Source organism: Pseudomonas sp. KH_024_B2 (assembly GCF_057839965.1).
Genome location: NZ_CM174502.1, coordinates 4,382,006 through 4,395,558, shown reverse-complemented (window position 1 = coordinate 4,395,558; position 13,553 = coordinate 4,382,006). Strand labels below are relative to the sequence as shown.

Here is a 13,553-nt window from a genome sequence, read left to right as displayed (position 1 = left end):
CGAATCAGGCGACGCGGTCTGCCAGATTCACCGCGTCATCGTTCTTCGCGAGCAAGCTCGCTCCCACAGGTTCAGTGCATTGGCACAGGATCGGGTCAGGCCGCGATCAGCTCGCCGGTACGCCGAGGTTTAGCAGACTCAACAACCTCACCAAACAAGGCTTTTTGCACCGCTTGCTGCGCCTGAAAGGCCAACGCCGCACGTTCCTGGCCGTGACAGGCAATGGGTTTGAGCAGGTGAATTTCTACCTCACCCTGATCATTGGCGAACAGCCGCATCAGGTGTGACAGCAGGTCGTCGTCACCAATGAACGGTGCCAATGGATCGACCTGTCCATCGCGCAAGTACCGAATGGCCACCGGTTGCAGCGCAACGTCGGCATCGATGGCGGCGGACAACAAGCGGCCATGGAAGGTGCGCAGCGAACGGCCGTCGGTGGTGGTGCCTTCCGGGAACATCAGCAGCGGATGCTCTTGTTCCAGATGACGGCTCATCTGTTTGCGGATCAACTGGCTGTCGCCCGAACCGCGACGGATAAACAGACTGCCGGCCTTGGCCGCCAACCAACCGGCGACTGGCCAGGTGCGCACTTCGGCTTTGGACAAAAACGACAACGGCGTCAGCATGCCGAGCAGCGGGATATCGGTCCATGACACATGGTTACTGACCCACAGCATCGGCTGTTGCGGCAGTTCACCCTGAACGGTCACGCGAAAGGGCAGGGCATTGCCCAGGCGCGCCATGAAAAACCGCGACCAGCGCTGACGCCGGACCATGGAGTTGGCCATGCCCATGCGCTCGAACAGACCGAATACGCTGGCCATGCTCAACCCCAGCGCGACCACCACCAGCACTCGCGCAATTCGCGCGTACACCCGCAACCGGCTCATCAGACTGCCGCCTTGAAGTGCCGTGCGTAGCGCGGGCACAACTCGTCACGTTTGAGCAGGATGAACACGTCGGCAACCTGGAAGTCTTCGTCCCAGCAGGGTTCGCCGCAGATTTTCGCTCCCAGGCGCATGTAAGCCTTGAGCAGCGGCGGCATTTCGGCGATCACGTTGGACGGGATGTCGAGGGCCGGCAGTGGCTTCTTCGGTTCGGCGCGCAAGTGCTCGGTGCACAGGTAGCGTTCGCGCAGGCGTTGCATGATCGCCTGGGCCTGGATCCCGCCATCCTGCATCGGGATGCTGGCGCAGCCCATCAGGTAGCTGTAACCGCCCTGGTTGAGCACTTCAGCCAGTTCGCCCCAGAGTACGGCGATGGTGCCGCCGTTGCGGTAGGCTGGATCAACGCAGGTGCGGCCGATTTCCAGGATCGGGCCTTTGAGGTGCACCAGGCCGTGCAGGCTGAATTCTTCTTCGCTGTAAAAGCGACCGAGACTGCTGGCGGCCTGGTGGTCGAGCAAGCGGGTGGTGGCAACCAGGCGGCCAGTGTTCAGGTCACGTACGCCGATGTGGGCGCAATGAACATCATAGTCATCCATGTCCAGACCGAGCTCCGCGCCTTTCAGCCTGGCGTTGAATTCGCCGCTGAAAACGTTGAAGCGCAAGGCCTGGGCTTCCTGCAAGGCCTCGGCACCGATCAGGCGTTCGGCTTGCAGGCGGCGTTCGTTGCCGGTGTCGCTGATGCGGGCGATCTGAGTCATTGCGAATCTCCGTACGGGCTGTTCACCCGTCTTGGGTTGCAGCCGATCGACTTTCTTTATGCAAATTTGTTGTGCAAAGTCAGGCTATGTAGGCCCGGTGTCATCGCCATGAAGCTTTGGTGATGCTTATATGACAGCCCCTTGAGGATCCTTTTATGCCCTGGCAAGCCCTGTTGAACCGTTGCGATCGCCTGCCCGTCAACCCGGATCTGGCCGAAGGCTATTCGGTGTTGTTACAGCAAGTTGGCAACGTGACGCCGTTTGAACTGGCGGTGCGCGGCGGCCGGTTGATGGCGACGCCGGGGCTGGCGTTTCTGGTGGGTTATCAGGCTGCGTTACGCATGCTCTGGCCCAGCGCGCCGCCGAGCCTGGGCGCCTTGTGTGCAACCGAACAGCGCAGCCTGCGCCCGGCGGACATGCAGACCCGCCTCCATGACCTGCGGCTGAGCGGACGCAAGGATTTCGTCACTGCCGGCGATGCGGCGGACTGGCTACTCATTGCGGCGCGCTGCGAAGCACCGGGTGAACCACCGCGCTTGAATCTGGCCGTGGTTTATCCCGATGAGCCCGGCGTACGCCTGGAAAAACTGCCGGCCATCCCGTTGATGCCGGACATCAGCCATGGCCGCCTGTTTCTCGACAATGCCCTGTGCGAATTACTCGCCGGGGACGGCTGGGATGCTTACATCAAACCGTTCCGCACCCTGGAAGACATCTACGTGCTCAGTGCCATGAACGCCTGGTTGTATGGCGTCGGTCAGGACTGCGACTGGCCGCAGAGCCTGCAACTGCGGCTGTTGGCGCTGCTGGCCGGGTGTGCGGAAGTCAGTCGGCAGAGCCCGGGGACGACTGTCGGGCATGTTTTGCTCGGTGGTTTATTCGCGCAGTTCGATTCGCTCAAATCCGAGCTCAATGACGCGTTCAACGATGGCCCGGCGCATTGGGCGGATCTGTGGGAACGTGATCGGGCGGTGCTGGATCTGGCCACCGGGGCACGGGCCAAGCGACTGGCGAAGGCGTTGGCAAGGTAAGGACAGGCAGAATCTTCACAGGTTTAAAGGGCCCCTTCGCGGGCAAGCCCGCTCCCACAAGGATTGCGCAAGTCCTGTGGGAGCGGGCTTGCCCGCGAATGCGGTTGAGGGGGCAACAGGGATTTCAAAACTGTCATCTATCTCGACTAGGCTCGGCAGGTTCATCCTCTTGAGTGCCCGCCATGTTCAAAGGCTCGATCCTGCTGCTTGCGCTGCTGTTCATGAGTGCTCACGCCAGCGCCGAAAACTGGCCCGCTGAACAATGGCCCCAAGGCCCTCAGGTCAGCGGCCCGGCACTCGAAGCCCTGGAGGATTACGCCTTTCAGACTCGCGACGACACCACTCGCAAAGGCATCCGTACCGATGCCTTGCTGGTGATCCGCGACGGCCAGCTGGTTTACGAACGTTATGCCGGGCCGACCACTGCCGATACGCCGCATCTCACCTGGTCCATCAGTAAAAGCCTGATGGCCACCGTGTTGGGCGTGGCTTATGGCGAGGGGCGTTTTGCATTGCAGGATCCTGCGGCGAAATTCTATCCGCCGCTGCAAAAGCATCCAGCGATTTCCATGGCCGACCTGCTGCACTGGGCATCGGGTCTGGACTGGCAGGAAGACTATGAATATGCCCCGCTGAAGTCATCGGTGGTGGCCATGCTCTACACCCGGGGTCGCAGCGATATGGCTGCGTTCAGCGCCGAACATGGCGAGTTCAGTGCGCCGGGGCAGGCGTTTCGCTACTCCAGCGGTGACAGTAACCTGCTGTCCGCAGCCCTGAAAAACATGCTCGGTGCGAAGTATCCGGATTATCCGTGGACTGCATTGTTCGAACCCTTGGGCATACGCAGCGCTGTGTGGGAAACCGACGCCAGCGGCACCTTTGTCGCCTCGTCCTATGCCTACCTCACCGCCCGCGATCTGGCACGGGTCGGTCTGCTGATGCAGCGCGACGGTCGTTGGGGCGATCGCCAGTTGCTGCCCAAGGACTGGGTCGAGTTCAGTCGGCAACCCTTTGTTCACCATCAAGCGCAGCAGGACGAAGCTGTACCGGGCGCTCATTGGTGGCTTAATCGGGCAGTCGATGGCGCCGCCAAACCCTGGCCGGACGCGCCCGCCGATACCTTTGCCGCGCTGGGCCATTGGGGGCAGGCGTTGTATGTCATCCCCAGTGAAAAACTGCTGATCGTGCGTTATGGCGATGATCGCGATGGCAGTTACCAGCACAACGAACTGCTCAAACGCACCTTGGCCGCTTTTGCCCCGAAGGTGCAGCCATGAGCCGCCAACGGTTTGTCCGCCGCAGGCCGTTCAGCAGTCTGCTGATTTTGCTGGTGGTGGCGCTGCTTGGCTGGGGCTGGCAGGAGCGGGTGGCGTTACAGGCTTTTCCAGACATCATTAGCGCCTATACCGCCAAGGAGTATTGCTCTTGCCGGTATGTGATGAACAACCAGGCCGAGTATTGCCGTGCTTATGTGCAGCAATATCTGCCCACCAGCGCCTTTCTAGATGACCCTGTGAGCAAGCGTGTGACGGCCAGTGGTATGGGGCGAACCCATACTGCGGGGTGGATCGGCGAGCGCCGGGGGTGCCAGTTATTGCCTTGACTGTGGCGAGGGGCTTTTGTGGCGAGGGAGCTTGCTCCCGCTCGGCTGCGCAGCAGTCGTAAAACCTGTCGATGCGGTCCTACTGAAAAAACGCATCGCCTGGTTTTGGGAGCGCTTCGCACTCCAGCGGGAGCAAGCTCCCTCGCCACAAGGACCTGGCGAATCAACAGATAGTTTGCAACTCGCCTGCGGCCAGTTAAGGTTCAGCTCAGGTTTATTTACCCATGAGTTGTTATGCCCATCCCTTCGCTATTCAAACGGTGCGCCTTGCTGCTGACGCTTTGCGCAGCTTCGCCCGTCCACGCCAACTGGTATCTGGATGGCGAGTCTTCACGACTGTCCTTTATCTCTACCAAGAATGCCCATATCTCCGAAGTTCAGCGCTTTCTGGTGCTGCACGGCAAGGTCGATCCCAAGGGCCTGGCGCAAGTCCAGGTCGAGCTGGAGTCGGTCAATAGCGGCATTCCGCTGCGCGACGAGCGCATGCGCAAGGACCTGTTCGAGATCAAGACCTTCCCGCAGGCGCTGATCAGCGCGCAAATCAATCTACAACCCATCAATGACCTGGCTCCCGGTGCGCAGCTCGAACTGCGGCTGCCGCTGACGGTAAAACTCCACGGCAAGGAACATAACTACAACGCCGAGTTGCTGGCCACAAGGCTGGATGACCGGCGTTTCCAGGTGGTCACCCTTGAGCCGTTGGTATTGAATGCCGAGGACTTCGATCTGGCGCCAGGCTTGGCGGCGTTACGCAAAACCGCCGGGTTGTCGGCGATCAGTCTTTCGGTGCCGGTGGGTGCGGTACTGATTTTCACGGCGCGCTGACATGGGCGGCGCGGTATTTCCCTGGCGCGAAGGCAACCGCTTCGAACTGCTGATCGATGGGCCGAATTTCTTCCCACGCATGCTGGTGGCGATTGCCCGTGCCGAGCAGCAGGTAGAACTTGAGTTGTACCTGGTGGAGGCGGGAGCCTGCGCCGAAGCCATGGTCCAGGCGCTGGTGCAGGCGGCTGAACGCGGCGTTCGTGTGCGCTGTCTGTTCGATGACTACGGCAGCCTGGCCTTCACCTTGAGTTTGCGCAGCCGATTGATCGAAGCCGGTGTCGAGCTGCGTTTCTACAATCGGTTGAGCTGGCGGCGCTGGGTACGCAACTTTTACCGTGATCACCGCAAGCTGCTGTTGATCGATCAATGCCTGGCGGTGGTCGGCGGCACCGGTGTCACCGATGAGTTCTGGACCCCAGGCAAGGACATCAGCGAATGGCACGAAGTGATGGTGGAGATCGCCGGTCCGCTGGTGCTCGACTGGCAGATGCTGTTCGACCGGCAATGGCTCGCCAACCGTCATCGCAAGGCCTGGAAGCCCGCCTCGACCTTCGGCCTGCAACGGCTGCCCCGGGTTCCGGTGGTTGGTTCGGGCATGGGCCGGGTAGCTTATGCCGATGCCCGTCAGCATCGGGACATCCTGCAATCACTGACTCGGGCCCTGAACAGCGGTCAGCGGCGTATCTGGCTGGCGACGCCGTACTTCCTGCCGACCTGGAGAGTCCGTCGCTCGTTACGCAGAGCTGCCGCGCGCGGCGTCGATGTGCGCTTGCTGCTCACCGGGCCGCGCACCGATCACCCGTCAGTGCGTTATGCCGGGCATCGCTACTACCCGCGTCTGCTCAAGGCCGGGGTGAAGATCTTCGAGTATCAGCCGTGCTTTCTGCACCTGAAAATGGTCCTGGTCGATGACTGGGTGAGCATTGGCTCATGCAACTTCGATCACTGGAATCTGCGCTTCAATCTGGAAGCCAATCTGGAGGCGCTCGACCCTGAGCTGACGCGCGCGGTGGCGGCAAGCTTCGAAACGGACTTTGCCCGGAGCCTGGCTGTCAGCCTTGAAACATGGCAAAGCCGACCACTGTGGAAGCGGGTCAAGCAACGGGTGTGGGGGTGGGTCGATCGGTTGGTGGTGAATCTGCTGGATCGGCGGGGGTAAAACAATCTATCGAGTGCCTTGGCCTAGTGTGGGAGCGAGCTTGCTCGCGATGACGGTTTAACATTCAACAGTGATGTTGACTGCAAGTCCGCTATCGCGAGCAAGCTCGCTCCCACATTGGATTTTCGTTGTTTCGGGCTTACAACAACTCAAAACTCTGCTGTTTCACGTCCTGGGAATCCAGGCCGATCTGCACGTTGAACATGCCCGGTTCCGCGGCGAATTTCAGCTGAGAGTTGTAGAACTTCAGGTCGTTTTCTTCGATGCTGAAGTGCACAACTTTCTCTTCGCCAGCCTTGAGCATGATTTTCTGGAAGTTCTTCAGCTCCTTGACCGGGCGGATCATCGAGCCGGTGACGTCCTGGATATACAACTGCACCACGGTTTCGCCATCGCGCTTGCCGGTGTTTTTAACGGTCACCCTGGCGTCGATCTTGCCGGTCTCGTTCAGAGTGGTGGCCGACAGCGCCATGTTGGACAAGCTGAAGTCGGTGTAGCTCAAGCCGTAACCGAATGGGTACAGGGGACCTGTGGTGTCATCGAAGTACTGCGAGGTGTAGTTGCCAGGCTTGCCCGGGGTGAACGGACGACCAATGCTCAAATGGTTGTAGTAAGTCGGGATCTGCCCCACCGAACGCGGGAAGCTGATCGGCAATTTGCCGGACGGGTTGTAGTCGCCGAACAGTACGTCGGCAATCGCGTTGCCGCCTTCGGTGCCGGCGAACCAGGTTTCGAGGATCGCGTCAGCCTGCTCCTTCTCTTCGAGAATCGACAGCGGACGGCCGTTCATCAACACCAGCACCAACGGTTTGCCGGTGGCTTTAAGGGCCTTGATCAGTTCGCGCTGGTTGGCCGGGATGTTCAGGTCGGTGCGACTCGAGGACTCGTGGGACATACCGCGGGACTCGCCGACTGCGGCCACGACCACATCGGCTTGCTGTGCGGCCTTGACGGCTTCATCGATCAGCACCGCTGCCGAGCGTGGATCGTCCACCACTTCCGGGGCATCGAAGTTGAGGAAGTTCAGGTAGCCGAGGATTTTCGGGTCGGAGGTGATGTTGGCGCCACGGGCATAGATCAACGTCGACCGATCGCCGAGTGCGCGGGTCATGCCGTCGAACAGGGTCACCGACTGGGCCGGCCGGCCGGCTGCGGCCCAACTGCCCATCATGTCGATCGGGGCTTTGGCCAGCGGGCCGACCAGAGCGATTTTGGCGGTTTTCTTCAGCGGCAGGGTTTCACCCTGGTTTTTCAGCAGCACCAGGCTGCGACGGGCCACATCGCGGGCTTCGCTGCGGTGCAGGCGGCTCTCGGCGTAGGTATCGACCGGGTCGTCCTCGGCCTTGCCGATACGCAGGTACGGGTCCTTGAACAGGCCCATGTCGTATTTCGCACCCAACACTTCACGTACCGCGTTATCGATATCGCTCTGGGCAATCTCCCCGGACTTCAGCAGCCCCGGCAGTTCCTTGCCATACAAGGTGTCGTTCATGCTCATGTCGATGCCGGCCTTGATCGCCAGCTTGGCGGCTTCGCGACCGTCCTTGGCGACGCCATGCTTGATCAGCTCGAAGATCGCCCCGTGGTCACTGACTGCCAGGCCCTTGAAGCCCCAGTCCTTGCGCAGCAGGTCCTGCATCAGCCACATGTTGGCGGTGGCCGGTACGCCGTTGATCGAGTTGAGGGCGACCATCACCCCGCCGGCACCGGCGTCGATGGCCGCGCGGTAGGGCGGCAGGTAATCCTGGTACATCTTGACCGGGCTCATGTCCACGGTGTTGTAGTCGCGACCGCCTTCGACCGCGCCGTACAAGGCAAAGTGCTTGACGCTGGCCATGATGCTGTCCGCCGCGATCGGGGCAGGGCCCTGGAAGGCCTTGACCATCACTTGGGCGATGCGCGAGACCAGATAAGTGTCTTCGCCGAAACCTTCGGAAGTACGGCCCCAACGCGGGTCGCGGGAGATATCGACCATCGGCGCGAAGGTGATGTCGAGGCTGTCGGCACTGGCTTCCTTGGCGGCGATGCGCCCGCTCAGGCCAATCGCGTCCATATCCCAGCTCGAGGCCAGGGCCAGGCTGATGGGGAAAATGGTCCGGTGGCCGTGAATCACGTCATAGGCGAAAAACATCGGGATCTTCAACCGACTGCGCATGGCCGCGTCCTGCATCGGACGGTTTTCCGCGCGGGTAATCGAATTGAACGTACCGCCGATGCGCCCGCCCGCGATTTCCTTGCGGATCATCTCGCGGGGCATTTCCGGCCCGATGCTGATCAGACGCAACTGGCCGATCTTTTCATCGAGGGTCATCTGCTTCATCAGGCTGGCGATGAAGGCGTCCTTGTTCTGAATGGGTGCCGGCTTTGTCTCGGCCAGGGCAGGATGACTGGCCAGACTGATGACAAGGCCCAGCAAACACAGCTTCTTCATGAATAGTTTTCTCAAAGGCTCAAACGGCGTTGGGTACACACCGGTCAGCCAAAATTTAGGGGGCGTCTATTGTTGTTCAGGTAAATGCAGCACACTTCTGAAACCTTTTTCGCGCTGGGCATCTTTTAGCCGATTGGCTCGATGCAATCCAGTGGCGGCAGCAGATTATGCCCCAAGCGCTCGATGTAAAGGGCGCAGGTTCCATTCCACAGGGTTGCACTTGGGAGCGTCACCAACATGAAGGTACAACTATGAAAGTACTACAGCGCTATCGCTCGGGCTGGCAAATCACGGTACTGATGCTGCTGAGCACATTCCTCGCCGGGTGCGGCATCAATACCATTCCGACCCTCGACGAACAGGCCAAGGCGGCCTGGTCGCAAGTGCAGAACCAGTACCAGCGCCGCGCTGACTTGATCCCCAACCTGGTAAACACGGTCAAGGGCTACGCCCAACACGAGGAGCAGACCCTGACAGCGGTGGTCGAAGCCCGTGCCAAGGCCACCTCGATCCAGGTCGATGCCAGCACCCTGGACAACCCGGAAAAACTCAAGCAGTTCCAGCAGGCTCAGGATCAGTTGACCGGTGCTCTGAGCCGTTTGATGGTGGTTTCCGAACGCTATCCGGACCTCAAGGCCAACCAGAATTTCCTCGCCCTGCAATCACAACTTGAAGGCACCGAGAACCGCATCAGCGTGGCGCGACGCGATTTCATCCTCGCGGTGCAGAAATACAACACCGAGCTGCGCACCTTTCCCGGCCGTCTGTGGCATACGGTGATGTACAGCGATTTGCCGATTCGCGAGACTTTCGAGGCGACCAGCCCCGATGCCGATAAAGCGCCAGAAGTGAAGTTCTGATCTGCGCCAGGCTCTCGTCGCCGAGGGTTTGCAGGTAGATCACGCCAGGCGTTACCACGGATGAGGTTCCCATGCGCGTGTTGAAAGTTGGCCTGGTACTGTTGCTCTGGGTGTTTGCCGTCGCGGCCCAGGCCGAGTTGAAGTTTCCGGCGTTGAGCGGACGGGTGGTGGATAACGCCCAGATGATCGAGCTGTCAGTGCGCGAGCAGTTGACGCAACAGCTTGCGGCTCACGAACAGGCCACCGGCGAGCAACTGGTGGTGGTTACCCTGCCTGACCTGCAAGGCACCAGCATCGAAGACTTCGGTTATCAGTTGGGACGGCACTGGGGGATCGGTCAGAAAGACCAGAGCAATGGCGCGCTGCTGATCGTCGCTCGCGATGAGCGCAAACTGCGCATTGAAGTCGGTTACGGTCTGGAAGAGCGCCTGACCGATGCGCAGACCTCGGTGATCATCCATCAGGTCATCACCCCGGCGTTCAAGAGCGGCAATTTCAGCAAGGGCATCAGCGATGGGGTTGCCGCCATGCTGGTGGTGTTGGGCGGTAACCCGCTGGATGAGCCAGCCAACGTTGTCGGGTCAGGAGCGGGGCGGGATCGCGGCAACGACTTCGTCGAAAGCCACCCGGGTGTGTTCATTTTTCTGGTGTTGCTGTTTATCGTGACGATTTTTATCTGTCAGATGCTCGGCATTCTTCCCAGTGGCGGCGGTCGGGGAGGCCGGGGCGGCTCGGGCGGTTTCGGCGGCGGCTTTGGCGGTGGGGGCGGCTTCAGTGGCGGCGGTGGTAGCTTTGGCGGCGGCGGATCGTCTGGCGGCTGGTAACTAAAATAATGAATGAGTATTCGAAGACATGGCGTTACTGAGTGAACACGAACAGCGCAAGGTTGCCGAAGCGATTGCGCGGGTCGAGCAATACACCGATGCCGAACTGGTCACCGTCCTCGCTGCCCGGGCCGACGACTATGCGTATATCCCGCTGCTCTGGGCCAGCCTGCTGGCGCTGATCGTGCCGGGCGTCGTGCACTATCTGTCCGGCTGGATGAACATGCATACGTTGCTGCTGGTGCAGTGGGTCAGCTTTATCATTCTGTGCCTGGTATTCCGGATCCCGAAGATCACCACCCACCTGATCCCGCGCTCGGTACGTCATTGGCGCGCCTCGAACCTGGCGCGCCGGCAGTTTCTCGAACAGAACCTGCACCACACCGTCGGCAGCACCGGCATGCTGATCTTCGTCTGCGAGGCCGAGCGTTATGTGGAAATCCTGGTGGACGAGGGCATTTCCGCACGTCTGGATAACAAAAACTGGGACCTCATCGTCGCCGCCTTCACCCGGCAGGTGAAACAGGGCCAGACCTTGCAGGGCTTCATTACCTGCATCGAAGCCTGCGGTGAACTGCTCAAGGTGCATGTGCCGCTGACCCATGTGCGCAATGAATTGCCGAACCGGTTGGTGGTTCTCGGCTAGTAGCCTGTATTAGCCATACAGGCCACTGGATATATTCCTGCAGTTTTGTCTCTTTCGACGCTACAACCCTGGTGCGTTGCCGGGGGCCAGGCGTGTGTCCAACATCTCTCTTTATTGATGAGCGCTCTGCATACGGGCGTTCGACCATAGAGGGATTTCGCATCATGTCAAACCGTCAACCGGACTATTCAGTCACTTTTCAGCAGCCGCTTCCTGGGGGCGATACCCAGCCTCCTGCGATACTGACCGCAAAAGAAACCCAGGTTCTGCTGTGGAGTTTTCAAGGGAAAACTTCTTGGGAAATCGCGCGGATTCAGAATTGCGCAGAAACGACGGTCAACTTCCACTTCTCCAATATCCGCCGCAAGTTCGAGGTCAACTCGCGCAGTGCGGCAGTGTTCAAGGCCATCGAGTTGGGGATTATTTCCACGGGTAACATCAATCGAGACGCCCATGACCATGACTAATTCGACCTATAGCAGTATCAGCGGACTGTTACTTGGATTGGGCGTCGCAACGACACTGCCACCGATTGATGGCGAGGCGTTGTTTGGCGCGGCTCTTGGAGCCTGGTTGGTCACCACGACCCGGAACAATCTCAAGCCTTGGCAACGTCTCGGCTCATTGTTGCTGTCAGCGGGTGTCGGCTACCTGTTCACCCCGGTGACGTTGCCGATCGCCCCCTTCCTGACCAGCGGTGTCGCTGCATTTTTGTGCGCGTTGATGGTCATTCCCATCAGCATCAAGGCGATGCAGTGGGTCGACGGCGCCAATCTCGGGAAGATTATCCGACGTCTGAAAGGAGGGCGGTGAAATGGGGCTCCTGATGTTTACTCTTACGTTTGTAACAGCCGTTTCTTATCTGTTCAGCGCGTTCAGGCTGGCGTGTTACCGGCGCGACGAAAAACGCAAGGGTTGGCATGGGTGCCTGCTGACCAGCCTGTGCGGCGTCATGTTTTGTTTTGCCAGCATCGACGTATTGCTGGCTCGGCACCTGGTCAGCCTGTGGGACACGCTCATCAGTGTCTTGTTGTGCAGTCTGATCATTCGCTCTGGAGGCAACGTTGTCGTGTTGTGGCGCTCCGCGAAATGACCGGGGGGCCAACCGCTATGATTTTTGCGAGTCGATCGAGTATTGGAGTGTCGACAGGGTAGAAGCCATTTCTGCAAGTTTGAGTTCCAGATCCCGCAGACGCAACTTCTCTTCCAATGCATGATGAATGGCGGATCGATCGTCTTCGTTCAACAACCGCCACAACGCGAGCATTGTATTTTCCAGCGTGCTGTCTTCCTGAGTGACGTCCGTGGCATTGGTTGCCACGTGCCGCAGCATCGGCCCTTCGCCAAGCAACAGCCAGTCAAGGGAAATGCCGCGAGTTTGTGCGATATCTATGCATATTGCGTACGGAGTGCTGTCGCGTCCTTTCCAGCTGCTGAGGGTTTGCGGACTGATATTCAACGCTGAAGACAACGCTGCATCGGTGCTTGCGCCGGTTATCAGTTTTAAGCGAGCCAGAACAGCTTGAGATTTTTTGCTACGCAATTTGAGCCTCTTCCTTTTGACTTATTCGTTTTGAGTGCCTAACTTATGCGTAATGAATACTTTCTTGAGTATGTAATCAACTATTAACTATGAATCAGACGAACTTAATTTTGAAACTTCCTAATAGTATCAGGGAAATTTCCCGCAGCCTTTACGTATACCAACTACGCGCTTGTCAGGTTCACTTGGTCTTTTCTGGCGAACGTCATCCGCAGGGTCTTATCGGCTCTGTCAATACATTGTATTGCCTTTGATCAAGTTGATTGCCACCCACTAACATCCCGGAGCCAAGCATGAGTACCTACAAAATGGTTTGCCCGCACTGTTTGAATCGGATGCGCATTCGAACCAGTGAAGGCAGACATATCTTCTTACGAGTGGCGTACCTGCAATGTACGTCAGAAGCATGCGGCTGGTCAGTTCGGGCAGAGTTCGAGATGACCCATGAGCTTTCCCCGAGCGGCATGCCCAACCCCTCCGTCAGATTACCGAGCGCCGGGCCCGAACTGCGTCGTGCAGCGCGGCCTGTTGAGGTGAGCAGGGCGTCGGCGGAACAAGAAATGGAGTCGTCAGCATGAACGACATGGGCGAGAGCCAGAAACTGAATGCTGAGCTCCTGGCCACGGCACAAGTGTTTTTGACTCGACATGAAAGCGAATACCCCCACGACGATCAATTGCTGTTTTGCCGTGCGGTGAAGCATTTGCAGGGATTGGAGGTACCGATGCATCTCGCGGAAAAACTGGTCAGCCATGCCTATGGAGCGCTGAAATCCCTCAATGATCGCCGACGCCTGGATATCGCCGCCAGCTCCGAAACTGTAGCGGTGGTCACTGACCCGGCCAGCGGCCTCACCTGGGCGGTGCCGGTGGGGCTGATCGTCAAGCACATCATCAATTCCCCGGCGAGTCGTCGGTTGCGCCTGGTTGAACCCTAAGGTTGCGACCGTTGTATTCAGGGTCTGGATCCCCCGATCCGGGCCCGTC

Annotated in this window: 17 protein-coding genes; 13 read left to right on the top strand and 4 right to left on the bottom strand. The window is 59.2% G+C overall.

The window, feature by feature from the left end; all coding sequences use genetic code 11:
• Positions 1-95: 95 nt before the first annotated feature.
• Together AC3I0A_RS20525 and olsB are read right to left on the bottom strand one after the other, a co-directional pair.
• A complete protein-coding gene (locus AC3I0A_RS20525) occupies positions 96-890 on the bottom strand; it encodes a lysophospholipid acyltransferase family protein (RefSeq protein WP_489374225.1) in 795 nt (264 codons plus the stop codon).
• Positions 890-1,645 carry an L-ornithine N(alpha)-acyltransferase gene (gene olsB / locus AC3I0A_RS20520; protein WP_489374223.1) on the bottom strand — a complete coding sequence of 252 codons (756 nt, stop codon included), beginning with the start codon at positions 1,643-1,645 and terminating at the stop codon, positions 890-892. The genes AC3I0A_RS20525 and olsB overlap by 1 nt, the downstream gene beginning before the upstream one ends.
• Before the next feature lie 155 nt (positions 1,646-1,800).
• Here olsB and AC3I0A_RS20515 point away from each other — a divergent pair, with 155 nt between their 5' ends.
• The 5 genes from AC3I0A_RS20515 (at position 1,801) to AC3I0A_RS20495 (ending at position 6,263) form a co-directional block, all read left to right on the top strand.
• A complete protein-coding gene (locus tag AC3I0A_RS20515; protein WP_489374222.1) occupies positions 1,801-2,676 on the top strand; it encodes an acyl-CoA dehydrogenase middle domain-containing protein in 876 nt (291 codons plus the stop codon).
• Between the two features lie 182 nt (positions 2,677-2,858).
• Positions 2,859-3,953: a serine hydrolase domain-containing protein gene (locus tag AC3I0A_RS20510; RefSeq protein WP_489374220.1), complete on the top strand. Its 1,095-nt coding sequence runs from the start codon at positions 2,859-2,861 to the stop codon at positions 3,951-3,953.
• Positions 3,950-4,279, top strand: coding sequence for an amidase (locus tag AC3I0A_RS20505; protein WP_489374219.1), 330 nt, complete (start codon positions 3,950-3,952; stop codon positions 4,277-4,279). Before AC3I0A_RS20510 ends, AC3I0A_RS20505 begins: the two co-directional genes overlap by 4 nt.
• 234 nt (positions 4,280-4,513) lie before the next feature.
• Positions 4,514-5,104, top strand: a complete 591-nt coding sequence (locus AC3I0A_RS20500; protein WP_489374218.1) for a YceI family protein — start codon at positions 4,514-4,516, stop codon at positions 5,102-5,104.
• Between the two features lies 1 nt (position 5,105).
• Positions 5,106-6,263, top strand: coding sequence for a phospholipase D-like domain-containing protein (locus AC3I0A_RS20495; RefSeq protein ID WP_489374217.1), 1,158 nt, complete (start codon positions 5,106-5,108; stop codon positions 6,261-6,263).
• Positions 6,264-6,402: 139 nt separating this feature from the next.
• Here the strand turns inward: AC3I0A_RS20495 and bglX are convergent, their stop codons facing one another.
• Positions 6,403-8,694: a beta-glucosidase BglX gene (gene bglX, locus AC3I0A_RS20490; RefSeq protein WP_489374216.1), complete on the bottom strand. Its 2,292-nt coding sequence runs from the start codon at positions 8,692-8,694 to the stop codon at positions 6,403-6,405.
• 251 nt (positions 8,695-8,945) lie between these two features.
• Between bglX and AC3I0A_RS20485 the strand changes: the two genes are divergently transcribed.
• The 6 genes from AC3I0A_RS20485 to AC3I0A_RS20460 all read left to right on the top strand — a co-directional run bounded on the left by AC3I0A_RS20485 (position 8,946) and on the right by AC3I0A_RS20460 (position 12,117).
• On the top strand, positions 8,946-9,554 hold the full coding sequence (locus AC3I0A_RS20485) for a LemA family protein (protein WP_489374215.1): 609 nt from the start codon (positions 8,946-8,948) through the stop codon (positions 9,552-9,554).
• A gap of 71 nt (positions 9,555-9,625) precedes the next feature.
• Positions 9,626-10,378, top strand: a complete 753-nt coding sequence (locus tag AC3I0A_RS20480) for a TPM domain-containing protein (protein ID WP_489374214.1) — start codon at positions 9,626-9,628, stop codon at positions 10,376-10,378.
• 28 nt (positions 10,379-10,406) lie between these two features.
• Positions 10,407-11,024, top strand: a complete 618-nt coding sequence (locus tag AC3I0A_RS20475) for a TPM domain-containing protein (protein ID WP_489374213.1) — start codon at positions 10,407-10,409, stop codon at positions 11,022-11,024.
• Positions 11,025-11,188: 164 nt separating this feature from the next.
• Positions 11,189-11,491, top strand: a complete 303-nt coding sequence (locus AC3I0A_RS20470) for a helix-turn-helix transcriptional regulator (protein WP_489374212.1) — start codon at positions 11,189-11,191, stop codon at positions 11,489-11,491.
• Positions 11,478-11,837, top strand: a complete 360-nt coding sequence (locus tag AC3I0A_RS20465) for a putative holin (protein ID WP_489374211.1) — start codon at positions 11,478-11,480, stop codon at positions 11,835-11,837. Before AC3I0A_RS20470 ends, AC3I0A_RS20465 begins: the two co-directional genes overlap by 14 nt.
• A gap of 1 nt (position 11,838) precedes the next feature.
• Positions 11,839-12,117, top strand: a complete 279-nt coding sequence (locus AC3I0A_RS20460) for a phage holin family protein (RefSeq protein ID WP_489374209.1) — start codon at positions 11,839-11,841, stop codon at positions 12,115-12,117.
• A 15-nt stretch (positions 12,118-12,132) separates the two neighbouring features.
• Here AC3I0A_RS20460 and AC3I0A_RS20455 read toward each other — a convergent pair whose 3' ends face one another.
• Entirely contained in the window at positions 12,133-12,567 is a 435-nt protein-coding gene (locus tag AC3I0A_RS20455; protein WP_489374208.1) for a helix-turn-helix domain-containing protein, read from the bottom strand.
• A gap of 293 nt (positions 12,568-12,860) precedes the next feature.
• On the opposite strand from AC3I0A_RS20455, the gene AC3I0A_RS20450 reads away from it, so the two are divergent.
• Positions 12,861-13,145 (top strand): Ogr/Delta-like zinc finger protein, encoded by a 285-nt coding sequence (locus AC3I0A_RS20450; RefSeq protein ID WP_489374207.1) that lies wholly within the window; start codon positions 12,861-12,863, stop codon positions 13,143-13,145.
• Positions 13,142-13,504 (top strand): hypothetical protein, encoded by a 363-nt coding sequence (locus AC3I0A_RS20445; RefSeq protein ID WP_489374206.1) that lies wholly within the window; start codon positions 13,142-13,144, stop codon positions 13,502-13,504. Before AC3I0A_RS20450 ends, AC3I0A_RS20445 begins: the two co-directional genes overlap by 4 nt.
• The last annotated feature ends 49 nt before the right edge of the window (positions 13,505-13,553 follow it).